The organism is Duganella sp. AC237 (assembly GCF_979254035.1).
In genome coordinates, this window is the sequence record NZ_CEEDEW010000003.1 from 2,774,344 (window position 1) to 2,791,828 (window position 17,485).

The window sequence follows — 17,485 nt, forward strand, 5'->3', positions numbered from 1 at the left end:
CGTTATATTGGTATTTCTCACGCATATGTCTGGAGAATTAAGGCAAAGTTATGGTAAATTGCGTTTTATAAAATTCTCACACATTCTCACATGTGGTTTTTTAGTAACTAACCTGCCGATAAGAGGAACAAGATGACGACTTACCAAGAATACAAAGCCAAGATCGCCGAGCTCGAAAACCTGGCGGAAACCGCTCGCAAAAACGAAATCGCCAAGGCGAAAGAGCAAGTCACCGCCATCATGCGCGAGTATGGTCTGACCGTGGCCGATCTGGGCGCTGTGACCAAGGTCAAGCCGATCAAAACCCGCGCGCCAGTACCAACCAAATACCGTGACGACGCCACCGGCCAGACCTGGACCGGCCGCGGGCGCGCGCCAAAATGGCTCGAAGGCAAAGACAAAAATCAGTATCTGATTAAGTAATTCGTCGGAAGCCGGTGTTTGTGGTTTATCCCCGATAAACCCGCACCGGCTTTTGTTTTCGGATACCCCCGACTGGCATAAGGGATGCCATTGCGGCGCCGCACGAATACTCAGCCGTCGTCACCAGCCATGTTTCGCCGTCGTCACTCGATCGCCGGCCCCCGAAAACAACCATCGCCACCCGCGCGCGCGTTGCTTTTGTGATGAAAGTAGCGCTGGTTTCTCCGGTCTTTCACGCTTCCCACAAGTCATGCCTGCCGACCCCGGCTGTTTCGTGAGATGATAATGGCATGTCGTCAATTCCCTTATTCCCGCTGAATACAATCCTGTTTCCGGATGGACATTTGCCATTGCAAGTGTTCGAAGTGCGCTATCTCGATATGATCAAGCGCTGCATCGCCCGTGGCGAAGAGTTCGGCGTCGTTTCGCTGGTCGAGGGAACCGAAATCCGGGTGCCGGACAAGCAGGAGACCTTGTCCGATGCCGGCACGATGGCGCGCATCGTCGACTGGACCGCGCCGTTGCCGGGACTGCTGCAAATATCGTGCATCGGCACCACGCGCTTCCAGGTCAAGTCGGCCGAGCAGCTCAAGCACGGCTTGTGGATGGCGGAAGTCGACACCGTCGCCGAGGACATGGTGGTGCCCGTGCCCACCGAGCAGCAGGATGTCGCCAACGCGCTTGGCGCGCTGATCCGCTCGCTGCAAAAGAAACAGATATCGACCGCCAAGATGCCGCTGGCGCCGCCGTACCGGCTCGACGAAGCCGGCTGGGTCGCCAATCGCTGGTGCGAGCTGCTGCGGCTCGATCTGGAGGAGAAGCAGCGCTTGCTGCTGCAGGAAAACCCGGTGCTGCGGCTGGAGCTGATCCAGGACGTGTTGAGCGAGAACGGCCTGCTGGACTGATTCGGTCGCCGATGGCTCCATCGCCCGGTGCGGGTCTGGATCTGTCGGCACCGCGCCGCCGCTGCTACACTCGGGCATTGTCCATCCGCCCAGCCAGCCACGCCATGTATTTGCCCGCCGCCTTTGCCGAAGACCGCCTTGAAGTCCGCCACGGCTTGATGCGCGCCTATCCGCTCGCCACCCTCATCCTGGCCGACGCCGACGGCGTCACCGCCGACCTGATTCCCTTCCGTGGAAACCGTCCGATGCCCCGGCCGATTTTTTGGCCGCGAACATGAAGGCCATCGTCGGTATCGAGATAGCCATCGACAGTTTGATCGGCAAATGGAAAGTCAGCCAGAATCGCGGCGAGCCGGATCGGCGCGGCGTGGTGGAGGGATTGCGGAAGCGCTCGGATGGCGCGATGGCGTCGTTGGTCGCCGAGCGCATCGCCAAGGCCTGAGCCACCCGGGCTAGCCGGCGTGGGCCCCGCTGGCGTCGTCCAGCGCGTGGATGCGCACCGACCACATGACGCCGACGGCCAGCAGCACCATCGCCGCGACCTCCAGCCCGCGCGGCGGCTGCTGCTTGTAGATAAACCCGTACAACAGCGCGAACAGCGTCTCGAACAGGATCAACTGGCCCGACAACGTCAGCGGCACCTTGCGGCTGGCGACATTCCACAGGTGGTTGCCGATCACCGACGCCCCCAGCGCGAGCAGTCCGTTGACGATCCAGAACAGCGTCCAGTCGCGCCCACTGGCCACCGCGCCGGCGCCGGTGACGTCGGCATGGAACACGGCCAGCATCGGCAGCGCGATGACCAGCGCGATCAAGCCGCTCGATACGCCATACAGCGCCGACCACTCGCCGCTGCTGAAATGCGGATTGCGCTTCAGGTAGCGCGCGTTGTCGACCGAATACCAGGTCCAGCATAGCAGCGCGCCGACCGCGCACAATACGCCGAGCAGCTTGTCGGCCAGCGGCGCGCCGTGGCCGGGGTCGTGGGTGAAGACGTCGAGGTTGATGCAGGCGATGCCCGCCGCCACCAGCAGCAAGGGCAGCATCAGCTGCTTGAGCGGCACCGCGCCGTGATCCTTTTGTCCCATCAGGGTGACCGATATCGGCAGCACGCCGATGATCAGCGAGGTCGCCGACACGCCGGCCAGCTGCACGCCCAGCGCGAGCAGCATGTAGTAGACGATGTTACCGGCCAATGCGTGCTTGATCATCGCGATGACATCGCCGCGATCGAGGCGGCGCAGCAGCGCGGGCAGGCGTGGCAGCATCAGCCCGGCGGCGATGACGCCGTAGGCGATGTAGCGCCCGCAGGCCATTTCCAGCGCGGTGAAGGACGTCAGGAACGCCGGCACGATGAACACCATGCCCCACATCGCCCCGGCCAGCAGACCGCATAAGACGCCTTGCCACATCGCTTGGCTCCTTTTGTTCGTCAGTAGAGAGTGCAGAGCCACCAGGCGGCGGCCACGTTGACGGCGACGCTGCACGAGAAGGCGATCTGGAACGAGGTCTTGGCGGTTTTATGGCGCAGCCAGCGCTGCGCCAGCAGGCCGCCCGGCCAGCCGCAGGCCAGCCCCAGTAGCAGCAAGGTGCGCTCCGATATGCGGCGGCGCCGTTCGACCGCGGCCGATTTATCGGCGGCATAGACGATGAAGCACACCACGCTGGCGACGCCGTACACCGACGCCAGCCAAAGCAACAGCATCGGCAGCATGGGAGGCGCGAAGGACGCGCCGTCCGGCGTCACCGGGATCAGAAGTAGCGCAGGCCGAGGGCGGCCTTGACTTCATCGGCGGTCTGCGCGGCCACTTCGCGCGCGCGCATCGTGCCTTCCTTCAGCATCTGCATAATGTAGCCGTGGTCCTTGGCCAGTTCCTCGCGGCGCGCGCGGATCGGCGCCAGCATCTCCTGCAGCACCACTTCCAGGCGCTTCTTGACGATCGAGTCACCCAGGCCGCCACGCACGTAGTGGGCTTTCATTTCCTCGAGCTTGTCCTTTTCGGGATCGAAGGCGTCCAGGTAGATGAAGGCGACGTTGCCCTCCAGGTGGCCCGGATCTTCGACGCGCAGGTGCAGCGGATCGGTATATACCTTTTTGACGGCGGCGGTGATCTCGGCGGCGGTGGCGCCCAGGTTGATCGTGTTACCCAGCGATTTGCTCATCTTCGCCTTGCCGTCGGTGCCCGGCAGGCGGCCGATCTCCGGCACCAGCGCTTTGCACTCGACCAGGATGTCCTTGTTGGCGATGCGGTTAAAGCGGCGCACGATTTCGTTGGTCTGTTCGATCATCGGTATCTGGTCTTCGCCGACCGGCACGATGGAGGCCTTGAACGCCGAGATGTCGGCCGCCTGCGAGGCCGGGTAGGTCAGGAAGCCGGCCGGGATGTCGCGCTCGAAGCCGCGCAGCGCGATCTCGGTCTTGACGGTCGGGTTGCGTTCGAGGCGCGCCACGGTGACCATGTTCAGGTAGTAGAAGGTCAGTTCGGCCAGTTCCGGGATCTGCGACTGGATCAGGATCGTCGATTTGGTTGGGTCGATGCCGACCGCCAGGTAGTCCAGCGCCACTTCCACCACGTTGCGGTGCACCTTGTTGGTGTCGTCCATGTTGTCGGTCAGCGCCTGGGCGTCGGCCAGCATGATGAACTGCTTGTAGTCGTGCTGGTAGGCGACGCGGTTGCGCAGGCTGCCGACGAAGTGGCCCAGGTGCAGGGGGCCGGTCGGGCGGTCGCCGGTCAGGATCACGGTGGGACCCTTGGCGGCGGTGGCGGCTGGCGCCGAGGCGATAACTTGGGACTGGTCAGGCAGACTCATCAGAGGGTTCCTTTACGTTGCCCCCTCCGGCGCGACGAATAAAAAACGCCACCAGAAGAGGGCGGCGTTGATAAAAATATCACATCACTATGGGTAGACAGTGGCCGCGTGCTAGGAGCGGCGCCAAGTCAGGCGGGCATGAGGTGTGGTGGAAAAAATCATGCGCGTATGGTTGCAGTTCGGCGGCGGTCTGTCAAGGTCCGGCCGGGAACCAAACGTGGGCGGGGCTGGTCTAAATAAGAAAGGGGAATAATATGGCGAACAACTTCAATTCGGTTGAGTTTATGGACACGTTAATTGAGGGGGGCTTCCCAGACAAGCAAGCGAAGGCGCTGGCATCGGCGATGTTTCAGCTAATCGACAGCCATCTCGTCACCAAGAGCTATCTGGACATGAAGCTCACCGAGTTGCGCGCCGAATTTCGCGCCGAGCTGGCCCAGCTCAAGTCAGAGTTAATGCTATGGATGTTCACCATCCTCGTTATACAAACTGGCGCAACGGCTTTGCTGTTCAAATTCCTGCACTGAAGGCTGTTTCATTGCGGAATCCGCATTCCATCAGGTAGTATTGCCCATCTTGCAAGGCAATCCCTTTTGGAGTCTCCATGCGTCGTCCCGTCGTTGCCGTATTGTCCGCGTTGTTGTCCTCTTTGATCATTCCCGCCGCTGTGGCGCAAACAGCGCCCATGGCGCCCGATATCCCGTCCAAATTCGAGGCCGACATCCCCGGCGCGGACTACGTCAAGCGCGACGTCATGATCCCGATGCGCGACGGCGTTAAACTCCACACCGTCATCGTCATCCCCAAGGGCGCGCAGCACGCGCCCATCGTCCTGACCCGCACCCCGTACAACGCCAGCGGCCGCGCCCAGCGCAACATCAGCCCCAGTATCGCGGCCACCGTCGGCCAGGGCGACGAAGTGATTGTGGGCGCCGGCTACATCCGCGTGTTCCAGGACGTGCGCGGCAAGTACGGTTCCGAAGGCGACTACGTCATGACGCGCCCCCTCAAAGGCCCGCTCAACGACACCCGCACCGACCACTCAACCGATGCCTGGGACACCATCGAGTGGCTGGTCAAGAACATCCCCGAGACCAACGGCAAGGTCGGCATGATCGGCTCCTCGTACGAAGGCTTCACCGTGCTGATGGCGCTGGCCGATCCGCATCCCGCGCTGAAGGTTGCCGTGCCGATGAGCCCCATGGTCGACGGCTGGCGCGGCGACGATTGGTTCCACAACGGCGCCTTCCGCATGCCGAGCGTGGGTTACATCGCCAGCCAGACCAGCGCCAAGGGCCGCGGCAATGCGCTCGCCACCGGCGTCTATGACGATTATGAAGGCATGCTGCGCGCCGGCTCGGCGGCCGATTACGCGAAACAGTTCGGCCTCGATAAACTGAACTACACCCGCAAGCTGTTCGAGCACCCGGCCTACGACAGCTACTGGCAGCACCAGGCGCTGGACAAGATCCTCGCCAAGCGCGCGCTCAAGGTGCCGACGATGACGGTGGTCGGCTACTGGGACCAGGAGGACATCTACGGCGCCTACGCCACCTACGCGGCGGTCGAACCGCAGGACAAGGCGAACAACAAGAACTTCCTGGTGGTGGGGCCGTGGCGCCACAGCGGCGTCAATTACGAGGGTTCGAGCCTGGGCGCGCTCAAGTTCACCGGCGACACCGCGCTGGAATTCCGCCGCGACGTCATGCAGCCGTTCCTGGATCAATACCTGAAGGATGGCGCGCCGGCCGCCGACACGCCGCCGGTGCTGTTCTACCAGACCGGAATTAATCGCTGGCAGCGCCTGCAGCAATGGCCGCTGGCCTGCGCCGAAGGCTGCGCGGCGCCGCTCAAACCGATCTATCTGAAGCCGGATTTCAAACTGGGCTTCGAAGCGCCGCAGGGCGCGGGCGGCGACAAGACAGGCGCCTACGACGAATATGTCTCCGACCCGGCCAAGCCGGTGCCGTTCGTCGCGCGTCCAGTGCGCATGGGCGATGCGAACGTTTGGCGTCCATGGCTGGTCAGCGACCAGCGCGGCGTTTCCGACCGCACCGATGTCCTGAGCTACGTCACCGAACCGCTCAAGGCGCCGCTGCGGATCGCCGGCGCGGCGATGGTCAACCTGTTCGCTTCGACCACCGGCACCGACGCCGACTGGGTGGTCAAGCTGATCGACGTCTACCCGGACGAGGTGCCGTCGCAGCCGGAGCTGGGCGGCTACCAGCTGGGCATCGCCATGGACATCTTCCGTGGCCGCTACCGCAACAGCCTGGAAAACCCGTCGCCGATCACCGCCAACGCGGTCGAAAAGTACCGCTTCGCGCTACCGAACGCCAACCACGTCTTCCTGCCGGGCCACCGGGTGATGGTGCAGATCCAATCGAGCTGGTTCCCGCTGTACGACCGCAATCCGCAAACCTATGTTCCGAACATCTTCCACGCCAAGGCGGGCGACTACAAAAAGGCGACACTGAAGGTGTACCACGCCGGCGCGCAAGCCAGCGCGATCGAGCTGCCGGTGGTGCAGGAGAAGTAAGCGCGGGCAACGCGCCCCGCGCTAGCGCGGACGCACGTTGCCGTTCAATAGCTCCGCGCTGAAGTAGCGCAGGTAGGTATCCATCACCTGGCTGGACTTGGCCATCTTCTCCAGCGCCTCGTGCAGCTTGCGCTGGTCGTCCTTGTCCAATGCGCGCGAGATGTAGGCGCCGCTGTGTTTCCATGGCAGTTCCGGGATCGCCTCCACCCGCAGCCGCTGCTCCATGCCTTGCACGCGCGGTTCGCCGCGGATGGCGCCGGCGATCAGCGTTGGCCCCAGGATGGTCAGGTCGACCGCGCCCGCGTGCAGCAGCCGCGCCACCGCCGTTGTATCGACCTCGCTGAACAAACGTCCCTGCTTGCCCAGTTCCGTGACCAGCGCGGTGTATTCCTCGCCGTAGTCGAAACCGCGCACCACGGCCACCCGCAGCTCGCGCCGTGCCAGCAGCTCGCGGGCGCTGGCGATGGGCGCGCGGTCGCCGACGATGGAGATGAGCATGGGGCGGTTGTTAATCATCGGGACGAAGGTGCCAAGCTTGTCGCGTTCCGGGGTGCGCGTCGCCGGCAGCAGGATGTCGGCCTGGCCGACCCGGTACAGCGCCACCAGGCGCGCGCGCGGCACCACGGTGAAGACGAATTTGCAGCCGCTTTTGCGCGACATCTCGCGCAGCAGATCGGGGAAGATGCCTTTGATCTCCGGCCCCTCGACGATCACGCCCGAGCCGCTGGCCGAAACGGGAACGGCGATATCGCGCGAGCAGCCGGCGGCCGCGTGCGGCGGCAGCAGCGCAGGCAACAGCACGGCCAACGTGGCCGCGAGCAAACGCCTCGTCATGATTTGCTCTCCATGCGGTGACTGCCGAAGTAGCGACGCGCCACCACGATCGCCGCCGCCTGCATCGCCGCGCAGACGAAGAAGGTGGTGCCGATGCGCCAGTCGCCGGCCGCCAGGTGGCTGACTTTGCCGAGGATGGCGGCGCCGATCAGCGGCATGAAGATCACGCCGATGCTGCTGATCGACTGCAGGGATCCCATCAACTCGCCCTGTTGGTCGTGCGGCGTTTGTTTGGAGATGATGGCCTGCAGCGCCGGGCCGACGGCGAACGCCAGCACATTACACAGGATCAGCACATACATCATCCAGCCGTGGGTGGCCAGGCCGTACAGCAGATAGGTCACGCAGCCCGAGGTCAGTCCCAGCAACGACAGGCGGATTTCGCCCAGGCGTTTGATCAACACCCCCAGCAGGCCGGCCTGCACCACGGCGGCGGTGACGCCGACGCAGAACAGCGCCGCGCCGTTCTGGCCCGGCGTCCAGCCGAAGCGGAAGGTGGTGTACAGCACCCAGGTGGTCTGCAGCATCATCTGGGCGCAGGTGACCAGCGCGAAGGTGACGATCAGGCCGCGGATGTCCCGGCGGCGCGCCAGCTTGACCAGCGCGGTGAAGGGATTGATCTTGGCGATGCTGAACGGCGCGCGGCGCGACGGCGGCAGCGACTCGGGCACGGCGAAGTAGCCGTAGGCGAAATTGGCCGCCGACAGCGCGGCGGCGACGTAGAACGGCAGGTGCAGGTCGACGCTGCCCAGCAGGCCGCCCAGCATCGGCCCGCAGATGAACCCCAGGCCGAACGCGGCGCCGACCTTGCCGAAGCTTTTGGCGCGGTTGTCCGGCGTCGAGATGTCGGAGGCGTAGGCCGACGCCACCGACATGCTGGCCGACGACATGCCGCCGATGACGCGGCCGATGAACAGGCAGGCCAGGTTGGGCGCCCACGCCGTGGCCAGGAAGTTGACGCACATGCCGGCCATCGAATACAGCAGCACGGGACGGCGTCCGACACGGTCGCTGAAGGCGCCCAGCATCGGCATGAAGACAAACTGCATCAGGCCGAAGGTGGCGCTCAGGATGCCGAACCAGTAGGACTGGTCGTCGCGCGAGCCGGTGAATTCGCCCACCAGCAGCGGCAGCACCGGCACGATCAGGCCGATGCCCAGCATGTCGATGAAAACGCAAATGAGGACGAAGTTCAGATTGCCCGGCGCCGGCGGCGTCGCGGCGGTGGGCGCGGCGGGCGCCGCCGAGTCAGGGTAGGTCATAAGCATGGGACGACGCGAAGTCGGGGCGCAAAGTCATGAAGCATGGTCACGAAAGAGGGGGGAACGCAAGGTCAGGGCGCCGCCGGACTGGCGGCCCATTCGGCGATGAAGTTGTCGCGGAAGGCCGTCAGCTCGTTCAGGCGCGTTTGCGCCAGGCGGCGGCCGGCGGCGGTCTGCATCTTGCCGGGCAGGGTGGCCAGCTTGGTGTCGATGTGGTCCAGCGCATAGGCTTTTTCATCGAGCTCGCGGTGCAGCGCCATCGGGTCGTCGGCGTGCGCCAGCGCGGTGCCCATGCGGCCGGCCGTATAAAACAGCCGCGCCAGGCCGACCGCGCCAAGGGCGTCGAGGCGGTCGGCGTCCTGCACGATCTTCGCTTCGATGGTCTCGGGGCGGATGCCGGCCGAAAAGCTGTGGCTCTCGATGGTGTGGGCGACGGCTGCCAGTTTATTCGGCGGGAAGTCGAGTTCCGCCAACTGGCGGCTCGCCAGCAGCGCCGCCTTGCGCGAGGCCAGGTGGCGTTCCGGATCGTTCTTGGGCAGGTTGACCAGGTCGTGCAGGTAGCAGCCGGCCAGCACGATCAGCGGATCGGCCTCGGGATAATCGTCCAGCAGCAGGGTGGCGTTGCGCCAGACGCGGTGCAGGTGGTTGGTGTCGTGCGCTCCATCGGCCCCCTGGGCGGCGCTGGCCAGAGCGACCAGGCGCGGGTGCCAGCTGTTCAGCAAGCTATTCATCGTTCTCCCGTGACGTATCAGACGATTGATTTTTTAATCATACAGCCTGCCGCCATGGTTGTGCAGCCGAACGGGGTCCAGGACAAAAATTGTTTGCTTGCTAAGTAGTCACCATACTTATAAGAAATCTAATTTTGAAAAAGCAACTGTCTTATTTGTTGCTTTGCCGCATTTTGTTGCTGCTATAAATCTTGACTTGAGGTAACATTGGGGCAATAAATTTAGCAATGAAGGAACCCAAATGTCCAGCAACGTCAGCGAATTGCGCGCCAACATCACCGCCAGCGAGTATCTGGCTTTTACTCTTGGTCAAGAAGAGTACGGCATCGATATACAAAAAGTCAGCGAAATCCGCAGCTACGAGACACCCACGCGCATCGCCAATGCGCCGGAATTCGTCAAGGGCGTCGTCAACCTGCGCGGCATCATCGTGCCGATCGTCGACATGCGCATCAAGTTCAACCTCGGCACCCCGACCTATGATCAATTCACCGTCGTCATCATCCTGAACATCGGCCACCGCGTGGTGGGCATGGTGGTGGACCGCGTCTCCGACGTGACTACGCTGCTGCCGGAACAAATCAAGCCGGCGCCGGAAATCGGCTCGGCGCTCAACACCGACCATATCGTCGGCCTGGGCACCTTGGATGAGCGCATGCTGATCCTGGTCGATATCGACAAGCTGATGTCGAGCGCCGACATGGGCCTGATCGAAAACACCGCGCTGGCCGCGTAATCGATCTTCCTCAACGCGGGCACGCCCGATGCTGACCCAATTCGCACGATAGTTTTGATCAAAAGGGACAAGAATGAACATGTTGGAAAACATCAGCATCGGCAAACGACTGGCGTTTGGCTTCACCGTTATCCTGGCGTTCGCGATGCTGATCACCGGCATCAGCGTCTGGCGCCTGCAGGGCGTGGCCTCGGCCACCGCCGACATGATGCAGGTGCCGCTGGCCAAGGAGCGCATGATCGGCGATTGGTCGAGCAATATTGATAGCGCTATCCGACGCACCACCGCGATCGCGCGCAGCACCGACACCACGCTCGGTCCATATTTCGCTGACGAAGCCAAGGCGTCGTCGGCCAAGTCGAGCGATTACCAGAAGAAGATCGAGGCCTTGATCGTCGACGCCGACGAGAAGGAACTGTTCGCGCGCATCGGCGAGCAGCGCAAGATCTACCTGTCCTCGCGCGAGAAGCTGACCAAGTTGAAGGCGGCCGGCGAGCTTGAGGAATCCAACAAGGTCTTCGAGACCGTGTTCCGTCCCTGCACCGTCGCTTATCAGGCGCTGGTCGCCGATCTGTTGAAGATGCAGCGCGCGAAGATCGACGCCACCGCCGCCCACATCGACGCCGTCGCCGCCAGCAGCCGCAATTTGCTGTACGTGCTGGCCGCGCTGGTGCTGACCTTCGGCGTGGTGTGCGCATGGCTGCTGACGACCGGTATCACCCGTCCGCTGCGCGAAGCGGTGGTGGCGGCGCGGCGTGTCGCCAGCGGCGACCTGACCGGCCATATCGACGCCAGCGCCAAGGACGAAACCGGCCAGCTGCTGGCCGCGCTGAAGGAAATGAACGCCAGCCTGCTGGGCATCGTCACCGAGGTGCGCAGCGGCACCGACCATATCACCACCTCTTCGAGCGAGATCGCCGCCGGCAACCAGGACCTGTCGCGCCGCACCGAGCAGCAGGCCGGCGCGCTGGAGGAAACCGCGTCGTCGATGGAGGAGCTGACGTCGACCGTCAAGCACAACGCCGACAACGCCCGCCAGGCCAACCAGTTGGCCGCGTCGGCCGCGCAGGTCGCCGTCAAGGGCGGCGCCGTGGTGGCCGAGGTGGTCGGCACCATGGATTCGATCAACGAGTCGTCCAAGCGCATCGTCGACATCATTTCGGTCATCGACGGCATAGCCTTCCAGACCAATATCCTGGCCTTGAACGCGGCTGTCGAAGCGGCGCGCGCCGGCGAGCAGGGACGCGGCTTCGCCGTGGTGGCGTCGGAAGTGCGCAACCTGGCGCAGCGTTCGGCGTCGGCCGCCAAGGAGATCAAGGCGCTGATCGGCGACTCGGTCGACAAGGTCAACCAGGGTAGCCGCCTGGTGGCCAACGCCGGCGTGACGATGGAGGAAATCGTCAGCAGCGTGCACCGCGTCAGCGACATCATCTCCGAGATCACCGCCGCCAGCACCGAGCAAAGCGCCGGCATCAACGAAGTCAATCAGGCGATCGGCTCGATGGACGCGGTCACGCAGCAGAACGCCGCGCTGGTCGAGGAAGCGGCGGCCGCCGCCGAATCGATGCAACAGCAGGCGGCGGCGCTGGCGCAAATCGTCAGCGTATTCAAGGTCAACGACTCGGCAAGGCCGTACCAGCCGATCAAGGCCACCGCCCCCGCGCGTCGTCTAAACCCCGTAGGGCGGATTAGCGCAGCGTAATCCGCCAATGCATGCGCCACACCGGCGCATACATCGGCCGATCACAGCGCGCCGGCTATGGCCAACTGCGACAACCGGTCCGCGTCCCCATTCCGGTGACGCGGCACCCACAGCAAGCTCACAGCTCCCAGTGGCCCCAATAAATCCATCACGCGCATCCGGTGCGCCTCCAGCCCCTTGGCGCCGTGTCCGGCGGCAATCGCCTCCACGCTGAGATTGACGTCGTCGACCACCACCCGGCTATCGCCGTACACCACCAAATCCGTCGCGCCCAATCGCAGCGCCGCCTCCAGCAGCGCGGTCAGCGCCAGGTACTCCGCCTCGCCGCTATTGCCATGACCCGCACGGCGGCTGATCTCCAAGCGTTCCCCCGCAGGCCCGCATAGCAGCGCGCCGATACCGATCTGTCCCGGATTGGGATGCGCCGAACCGTCGAACCACCCGCGCCAGGCATCGCCCGCCGGCTGCATGCGCGCCAGGCGGTGCGCCTCTTTCTGCGCCTTCTCCCGCGTCCTGGCGGCGCGCAGCGATTCGTCGCGCTGGCGCGCCTGCGCCCGTTCGTCCAGCAAACGAGGCAAACCCGCCACGCCCGCGACCCCGGTCAACACCTGGCGCAGCGCGTCGGCTTCCGTCAACCGCATCCGCGCCGCCAAACGACGAGCGGCCACGCGCTCGCCCTTGTAGGCGGCCGTGGCCAGCTGTTCAAAGCCGGTTTCGCTCATCGGCGCGTCGATCAGTCGCGACGCGGATTGTCGGGACGGTGGTCGAAGCGGTTCGGTACCCCGTCGCCATCGCGGTCGCGGTCATACCGGTTCGGCACCCCATCGCGATCGCGGTCGCCGCGGCCGCCGTTGCGGTAATCGTTGCGGTGGTCGCCCCGATGGTCCCCACGGTAGTCGCGGTTGTCATGACGGTCGTAGCGGTTCGGGATGCCGTCATGATCGCGGTCGCCGTTCGGACCGCGCTCCCAGCGGCCGTCCTGTCGTTCCCAGCGGCCGCCATGTTCGATCCAGCGTGGCTGGGCGTAGACGTAACCGGGGCGGGCGCCGACCCAATTACCGCCCACCCAGATATGGCGGTTGCCGCGCCAGTCCCAATAACCTGGCGTCCAGACATAGCCGGCGCGCGGCGGCGGCACGACTTCATAGCGCGGCGGTGGCGGTGCGACGGTGATGTAATCGACCTGCACCGGACGCGAGTCCACGGTGACCCAGCCGCCCTGGTCGAGGCGCCAGCCGCCATTGTCGCGTATCCATTCGGCGCGGCGGTATTGCGCGCCACGGCGTTCGGCTTCCCAGCGGCCGGCGGCCCACACGTGGCGATGACCGTCCCAGTTCCAGTAACCGGGCGCCCACACATAACCGCGCCGGGCGACCGGAACGCTTTCGAAGCGCGGTGGCGGCGGGGCGTCCCCGATGACGATGCTCAGGCCGACCTGCGCGGACGCGGTGGCGGGAGCGAAAGCGGCTGCGCTCAGCGCGAGCATGGCGGCGGCAAAAATAGTGTGCGAGCGTTTGATCATGATGTTCTCCTGGGCTGCGTCGATTGCGTGCGTCGATTGCGGCGCATGGACGAACTATATCAAGCGTCGATGGCGGGGGCGCCGAATGATGCAACTTTTTACATATGACACAAAGATCCGGAGACGATTTGTACGCTGGCGGACGGATAGGACGTGTGCGTGGGGAGGGGCGGTGCGCGGGGGGCGTGGAGTTGGCCGGCTTCGCCTGTTACGCGTCGGTGGGAATGCGCGTACAGGCGAAGGGGTGGCGCGAGTTCAAATCTTGGTCGACGTGGTGACGTCGGCGGCAAGCTTGGTGTTGTTTTCGTCGATGAGCATTTGCTGTTTTTGCTCTGGGGTCAAGCGCTTGGCGCTGACGACGACCACTTGCATTTCCTGTGCCGCCACTGGCTCTTGCACCGGAGGTTGCAACGCATAGTCGGCGGCGAAGACCAGGCCAAGGGTGATGATGAAAACGGCTTCGAAGTTTTTCAGGACGTTCATTTTGCTTCCTTTCGGTGGTTAAAAGTGTGTTTCGATGTGCTCACTTTATGCAAAGCGCCGTCAAGGCGCCATGGGATTGCGACGAGCCGCGTTTTTCGCGGCGCGAACTGCGAATAGGCGCGATGAGCCCGTTGAGGCCGCCAGTTTTCGCCGGCCCTCCGCTAAGGCTGGGGAGAGACCGTCCACCAGCGCGAGGGCCATATGCCGCCATTCATCAGCACTTTTCTGCAAGCTTGGGCCGAGCGCCACCGCGCGCGCCGCCGGCGGGCCAACCTGCGCGCCGGCGCCCGTGGCGACTCGGCCAACCAGAACCGCCCGGCGCTAAAGCTGATCCGTTCCGATGCCGATACCGCTCCCACTGGTCCCAAGCCCGGGACGCGCCGCGCCGTCTGGATCGTGGTCGCCGCCGCCGGCATCGCCACCGGTGGCGGCGCGGTGATCGCCGGCCACGCGCGGCATTTGGCGGCCGCCACCGCCAGCACGCCGGAGGCGGCCAACAACGTACGCGCCGCCAACGCCTATCAATCCGTCCTTCCCGGAATCGCCTTCACCGTGCCGTCGCAGCCGGGCATCGCCACCAGCCTTCACCCGGGTGGCGTGTTGCTGGTGGCTGCGGGCATGCAAGCCGCGCCGGCGGTGCGGGTGGACTTGTGCAGCCAGCTGCGCGACCCCACCGGGAAAGACGGGCGGCTGCTGCCGCTGCGGATCGGTTACAGCTTCGACGACGTCAAGCGCTGGGTCGCGCGCAATCAGGAGGCCGACGTGCACATCGCGCTGCGCAACGTGCTGCTGGTGTCCGACGGCGGCGCGGGCGCGAACGCGATGCCGGAAGTGCAAATCGAGGGCACCGCGCGCGCCGACTTCACCGATCCCCTCGGCGAACCGCTGCAACTGAAATGGAACAGCCGCCGGACCGACGTGCGCTGGCTGAGCGACGCCAGTCTGGGCCAGGTCGAACAGGGCGCCAGCGGCCAGGTCGCGCTGCGCCAGCAAGGCTGGCTGCTGTGGGGCGCGGCGTCGGCCTTGCGCATCGAACGGCGGGCCAACGTCCTGTGTCCGCAGGCCGGCGAACTGCTGGTGCAGATGTACCGGCCGGCGGCTGATACTGCCGCCGGCGCGGATTCCGCGCTGGTGACTGCGTTCCCGGCACGCGGCAAGGCGGTCGGCGCGTATCTGGCGGCAGGGCGCTATCAGGTGCCCGCATCGGCGCCCGGCGCGCTGGAAGACCAGGCGCTGTTCCTGGCGCTGCAGGAGCATGGGCTGGTGCGGCTGAACGCCGCCGGCACCATCGAACTGGCGCCGCGCGACCTGCCGCAATGGCTCGCCGCCGACGCGCCCGCGCGCGCAGCGGAGCTGTCGGATTGGAAGCAAGTCAAAGCCGATGCGGCCACCACCAAATTATTCAAGCGCCTCTACCACCAGGCCGATGGCGCCTACGTCCGCCAGCAAATCGACATCTACAATAGCGAGCGCCGGCTGCTGGCCTGGCGTGTCAAGGCGCCCGCAGGCATGGCGCTGGACTGGAACGCCAGCGTGGCCGGGCCGTCGGGCGCCGGCGGCGCCCCCGTGATGGTGGCCGTCACGAGCCAGATGCCGGTCGCCGCCTCGCGCCTGTTCGCGTCGCTGCCGCAGGGCTGGCAGCCGTGGACCCGTGTCGCCCGCTGGCCGCAGGCGGGCGAGACGCCCGGCGGCAGGCCGCTGCTGCGTCTGACGCTGGCGCTGCCGCGTCCCGCGACCGGCGGCGAAGTGCTGCGGATGATGGTGGCGGGGCGGGTGGAAGGCGGCGTCTCCGGCGCCAGCGTGCAAACGGCGGCCGCCTGCACCGGCCGCGCGTGCGCGGCCAAGGGCGACGTGCAGGAACTGACGCTGGCACTGCAAGCCGGCGCCCGCAACGTGTCGCTCGAGCTGCGGCCGCTCGATTTCAACGCGCCGGAAGACCAGAAATACCGCCACCTGCGCGTCGCCGGCGGCCGGGTTGGCTGGCAGGCGCTCGCTTTGAACGACCGCGCAGCCGGTCCTTCCCAAGCCGCGGCGCCAGCGCCAGTCACGCTGGAGGACCGCAACGGCACGCCGCTGTGGAATGACGGTGCGCCAACGCAGCCAGCCATCGATGCCGGGCTGGCGCCGCTGCTGGGCGTCGGTCCGGAACACGCCAACAGCGTCGCCGGCATGCTGGCGCGGCTGCCGTCGGCGGGCGCACAGGTGGCCGCCAGGCTCGCGCTCGACCTGCCGTTGCAGGCGCTGGGCCAGCGCATCCTCGATTGCGTCGGCATGCGCCAGGGGCGCTGGGATGGCAAGGGTTGCGTCGGCGGCCAGGCCGCACCCGAAGGCCGTCACGCGGGACTTGTGATCCTCGATACCGAAACCGGTGACGTGTTGGCAGCCGCCGGTGCCGGCGCGGGAGAGCTTAACAGCGGCAACTGGGCCGAGGTGCGCGATTTCGACCGCACCAGCCCAGCGCGCAGCCCCCTGCGCCTGCCTGCTTTGCAGCACGACGGCGGCGCCCATCAGAGTCCGGGTTCCACCTTCAAGGTCGTCAGCGCGCTTGGACTGGAGATGGCCGCCAGGACCGATCCGCAGATCGATGCGCTGTTGGGCGGCATGCCGCTGCCCGCCATCAACCGCCTGGCATCGCAACGGGGCTTCGGCTTCCAGACCGACGCCGCCACCTATCCGCTCAATCCCAAGTTGGCGCACATCACCAACTATCGCGAACAAAGCCTGGACCGGCGCGCGCAGGAGGGACGTCTGGGACTGGCTCAGGCGCTCACCTACAGCCTCAATACCTGGTTCGCCTGGTCCGGCGAATTGAGCGACCGTAGCCTGTTCGGCCGTGCCGACGGCGGTGCGCCCGACTTGCAGGCGCTGGACGCGGACGCCCTCGATAGCGTGCGGCCGATCGTGGCGGCCGCGCACCGCCTCGGCTTCGAGCAGGCCATGCGCCTGGATGGCGGGTTGCTGCCGGCGGATTTCAACTGGCGTAGCTGGGATGCGCTGCAAGCCACGCCGGCCCACATCGACACCATCCACACCCGCCACGAGCTGCGGCAGATGGCGATCGGCCTGCGCATGCAGGTGACGCCGCTGCAAATGGCACTGGCGTCGGCGGCGGTCGGGCAGGGCAAGGTGGTGGCGCCGCGCATGTTGCTGTCGCTCGATGGCACGGATAGCACGGTGCCGGCCATGAAGCCGGTCGGCGTCCGCCTGGACCGCATCAAGGCCGGCATGAAGGGCGTGGTCGATGTCGGCACCGGCGCCGGCGCCTTCGGCGGCGCGGCGCTGGCCGGCGTGCGTCCAGGCTTGTACGGTAAAACCGGCACCGCGCCCACCGGCGACGACACCGCCACCGTCTGGTTCACCGGCTGGCTGGAACCGGGCAGCCTGCCCGGGCAGACCCACCGGCTGGCGATGGCGGCTTTCGTCAGTCACTCCAACGTCACCGGCGGCGCGCACGCGGCGCCGGTGGTCGCGGCGCTGCTGTCCACGCTGGCGGGGCAGAAGCGGGAACAGAAGGGGAAATAGGTTTGTAAACGGGAT

18 protein-coding genes are annotated in these 17,485 nt (G+C 65.5%); 9 read left to right on the forward strand and 9 right to left on the reverse strand.

Annotated features, from left to right (window positions below; translation table 11 throughout):
• The first annotated feature begins 132 nt into the window (after positions 1–132).
• The 4 genes from AC0IYS_RS12685 to AC0IYS_RS12700 all read left to right on the forward strand — a co-directional run bounded on the left by AC0IYS_RS12685 (position 133) and on the right by AC0IYS_RS12700 (position 1,770).
• Positions 133–423 carry an H-NS histone family protein gene (locus tag AC0IYS_RS12685; RefSeq protein WP_090321530.1) on the forward strand — a complete coding sequence of 97 codons (291 nt, stop codon included), beginning with the start codon at positions 133–135 and terminating at the stop codon, positions 421–423.
• A 290-nt stretch (positions 424–713) separates the two neighbouring features.
• Positions 714–1,328 (forward strand): LON peptidase substrate-binding domain-containing protein, encoded by a 615-nt coding sequence (locus tag AC0IYS_RS12690; RefSeq protein WP_471705473.1) that lies wholly within the window; start codon positions 714–716, stop codon positions 1,326–1,328.
• A gap of 104 nt (positions 1,329–1,432) precedes the next feature.
• Positions 1,433–1,606 (forward strand): FMN-binding negative transcriptional regulator, encoded by a 174-nt coding sequence (locus AC0IYS_RS12695; protein ID WP_471705474.1) that lies wholly within the window; start codon positions 1,433–1,435, stop codon positions 1,604–1,606.
• Positions 1,603–1,770 (forward strand): hypothetical protein, encoded by a 168-nt coding sequence (locus AC0IYS_RS12700; protein WP_471705475.1) that lies wholly within the window; start codon positions 1,603–1,605, stop codon positions 1,768–1,770. The genes AC0IYS_RS12695 and AC0IYS_RS12700 overlap by 4 nt, the downstream gene beginning before the upstream one ends.
• 10 nt (positions 1,771–1,780) lie before the next feature.
• Here AC0IYS_RS12700 and AC0IYS_RS12705 read toward each other — a convergent pair whose 3' ends face one another.
• The 3 genes from AC0IYS_RS12705 to trpS are packed head-to-tail and all read right to left on the reverse strand — an operon-like array spanning position 1,781 to position 4,139.
• Entirely contained in the window at positions 1,781–2,740 is a 960-nt protein-coding gene (locus AC0IYS_RS12705; RefSeq protein WP_471705476.1) for a DMT family transporter, read from the reverse strand.
• Between the two features lie 20 nt (positions 2,741–2,760).
• Complete coding sequence (locus AC0IYS_RS12710; RefSeq protein ID WP_471705477.1) at positions 2,761–3,042, reverse strand: DUF1294 domain-containing protein; 282 nt, start codon at positions 3,040–3,042, stop codon at positions 2,761–2,763.
• Positions 3,043–3,080: 38 nt separating this feature from the next.
• Positions 3,081–4,139 carry a tryptophan--tRNA ligase gene (trpS, locus tag AC0IYS_RS12715; RefSeq protein ID WP_471705478.1) on the reverse strand — a complete coding sequence of 353 codons (1,059 nt, stop codon included), beginning with the start codon at positions 4,137–4,139 and terminating at the stop codon, positions 3,081–3,083.
• 254 nt (positions 4,140–4,393) lie between these two features.
• Here trpS and AC0IYS_RS12720 point away from each other — a divergent pair, with 254 nt between their 5' ends.
• Positions 4,394–4,666, forward strand: a complete 273-nt coding sequence (locus tag AC0IYS_RS12720) for a hypothetical protein (protein WP_471705479.1) — start codon at positions 4,394–4,396, stop codon at positions 4,664–4,666.
• 77 nt (positions 4,667–4,743) lie between these two features.
• Positions 4,744–6,678 (forward strand): CocE/NonD family hydrolase, encoded by a 1,935-nt coding sequence (locus AC0IYS_RS12725; RefSeq protein ID WP_471705480.1) that lies wholly within the window; start codon positions 4,744–4,746, stop codon positions 6,676–6,678.
• A gap of 21 nt (positions 6,679–6,699) precedes the next feature.
• Here the strand turns inward: AC0IYS_RS12725 and AC0IYS_RS12730 are convergent, their stop codons facing one another.
• The 3 genes from AC0IYS_RS12730 to AC0IYS_RS12740 all read right to left on the reverse strand — a co-directional run bounded on the left by AC0IYS_RS12730 (position 6,700) and on the right by AC0IYS_RS12740 (position 9,505).
• Entirely contained in the window at positions 6,700–7,512 is an 813-nt protein-coding gene (locus AC0IYS_RS12730) for a substrate-binding periplasmic protein (protein WP_471705481.1), read from the reverse strand.
• Complete coding sequence (locus AC0IYS_RS12735) at positions 7,509–8,774, reverse strand: TCR/Tet family MFS transporter (RefSeq protein WP_471708853.1); 1,266 nt, start codon at positions 8,772–8,774, stop codon at positions 7,509–7,511. The genes AC0IYS_RS12730 and AC0IYS_RS12735 overlap by 4 nt, the downstream gene beginning before the upstream one ends.
• A gap of 71 nt (positions 8,775–8,845) precedes the next feature.
• Complete coding sequence (locus AC0IYS_RS12740) at positions 8,846–9,505, reverse strand: HD domain-containing protein (protein ID WP_471705482.1); 660 nt, start codon at positions 9,503–9,505, stop codon at positions 8,846–8,848.
• Between the two features lie 241 nt (positions 9,506–9,746).
• Between AC0IYS_RS12740 and AC0IYS_RS12745 the strand changes: the two genes are divergently transcribed.
• Together AC0IYS_RS12745 and AC0IYS_RS12750 are read left to right on the forward strand one after the other, a co-directional pair.
• On the forward strand, positions 9,747–10,241 hold the full coding sequence (locus AC0IYS_RS12745; RefSeq protein ID WP_471705483.1) for a chemotaxis protein CheW: 495 nt from the start codon (positions 9,747–9,749) through the stop codon (positions 10,239–10,241).
• A 73-nt stretch (positions 10,242–10,314) separates the two neighbouring features.
• Positions 10,315–11,943, forward strand: a complete 1,629-nt coding sequence (locus AC0IYS_RS12750; RefSeq protein WP_471705484.1) for a methyl-accepting chemotaxis protein — start codon at positions 10,315–10,317, stop codon at positions 11,941–11,943.
• A 41-nt stretch (positions 11,944–11,984) separates the two neighbouring features.
• On the opposite strand, the gene AC0IYS_RS12755 is transcribed toward AC0IYS_RS12750, so the two are convergent.
• The 3 genes from AC0IYS_RS12755 to AC0IYS_RS12765 form a co-directional block, all read right to left on the reverse strand.
• The gene (locus AC0IYS_RS12755) at positions 11,985–12,584 is read right to left on the reverse strand and encodes a reverse transcriptase-like protein (RefSeq protein WP_471705485.1); all 600 of its coding nucleotides are present in this window, start codon (positions 12,582–12,584) and stop codon (positions 11,985–11,987) included.
• A 92-nt stretch (positions 12,585–12,676) separates the two neighbouring features.
• On the reverse strand, positions 12,677–13,465 hold the full coding sequence (locus AC0IYS_RS12760) for a YXWGXW repeat-containing protein (RefSeq protein ID WP_471705486.1): 789 nt from the start codon (positions 13,463–13,465) through the stop codon (positions 12,677–12,679).
• A gap of 255 nt (positions 13,466–13,720) precedes the next feature.
• Positions 13,721–13,948 carry a hypothetical protein gene (locus tag AC0IYS_RS12765; protein WP_471705487.1) on the reverse strand — a complete coding sequence of 76 codons (228 nt, stop codon included), beginning with the start codon at positions 13,946–13,948 and terminating at the stop codon, positions 13,721–13,723.
• A gap of 201 nt (positions 13,949–14,149) precedes the next feature.
• On the opposite strand from AC0IYS_RS12765, the gene AC0IYS_RS12770 reads away from it, so the two are divergent.
• Complete coding sequence (locus AC0IYS_RS12770; RefSeq protein ID WP_471705488.1) at positions 14,150–17,470, forward strand: penicillin-binding transpeptidase domain-containing protein; 3,321 nt, start codon at positions 14,150–14,152, stop codon at positions 17,468–17,470.
• The last annotated feature ends 15 nt before the right edge of the window (positions 17,471–17,485 follow it).

Coding starts and splice junctions, on each gene's coding strand:
- AC0IYS_RS12685 (WP_090321530.1), top strand. CDS start 133: ATGACGACTTACCAAGAATACAAAGCCAAGATCGCCGAGCTCGAAAAC.
- AC0IYS_RS12690 (WP_471705473.1), top strand. CDS start 714: ATGTCGTCAATTCCCTTATTCCCGCTGAATACAATCCTGTTTCCGGAT.
- AC0IYS_RS12695 (WP_471705474.1), top strand. CDS start 1,433: ATGTATTTGCCCGCCGCCTTTGCCGAAGACCGCCTTGAAGTCCGCCAC.
- AC0IYS_RS12700 (WP_471705475.1), top strand. CDS start 1,603: ATGAAGGCCATCGTCGGTATCGAGATAGCCATCGACAGTTTGATCGGC.
- AC0IYS_RS12705 (WP_471705476.1), bottom strand. CDS start 2,740: ATGTGGCAAGGCGTCTTATGCGGTCTGCTGGCCGGGGCGATGTGGGGC.
- AC0IYS_RS12710 (WP_471705477.1), bottom strand. CDS start 3,042: ATGCTGCCGATGCTGTTGCTTTGGCTGGCGTCGGTGTACGGCGTCGCC.
- trpS (WP_471705478.1), bottom strand. CDS start 4,139: ATGAGTCTGCCTGACCAGTCCCAAGTTATCGCCTCGGCGCCAGCCGCC.
- AC0IYS_RS12720 (WP_471705479.1), top strand. CDS start 4,394: ATGGCGAACAACTTCAATTCGGTTGAGTTTATGGACACGTTAATTGAG.
- AC0IYS_RS12725 (WP_471705480.1), top strand. CDS start 4,744: ATGCGTCGTCCCGTCGTTGCCGTATTGTCCGCGTTGTTGTCCTCTTTG.
- AC0IYS_RS12730 (WP_471705481.1), bottom strand. CDS start 7,512: ATGACGAGGCGTTTGCTCGCGGCCACGTTGGCCGTGCTGTTGCCTGCG.
- AC0IYS_RS12735 (WP_471708853.1), bottom strand. CDS start 8,774: ATGACCTACCCTGACTCGGCGGCGCCCGCCGCGCCCACCGCCGCGACG.
- AC0IYS_RS12740 (WP_471705482.1), bottom strand. CDS start 9,505: ATGAATAGCTTGCTGAACAGCTGGCACCCGCGCCTGGTCGCTCTGGCC.
- AC0IYS_RS12745 (WP_471705483.1), top strand. CDS start 9,747: ATGTCCAGCAACGTCAGCGAATTGCGCGCCAACATCACCGCCAGCGAG.
- AC0IYS_RS12750 (WP_471705484.1), top strand. CDS start 10,315: ATGAACATGTTGGAAAACATCAGCATCGGCAAACGACTGGCGTTTGGC.
- AC0IYS_RS12755 (WP_471705485.1), bottom strand. CDS start 12,584: ATGCGGTTGACGGAAGCCGACGCGCTGCGCCAGGTGTTGACCGGGGTC.
- AC0IYS_RS12760 (WP_471705486.1), bottom strand. CDS start 13,465: ATGATCAAACGCTCGCACACTATTTTTGCCGCCGCCATGCTCGCGCTG.
- AC0IYS_RS12765 (WP_471705487.1), bottom strand. CDS start 13,948: ATGAACGTCCTGAAAAACTTCGAAGCCGTTTTCATCATCACCCTTGGC.
- AC0IYS_RS12770 (WP_471705488.1), top strand. CDS start 14,150: ATGCCGCCATTCATCAGCACTTTTCTGCAAGCTTGGGCCGAGCGCCAC.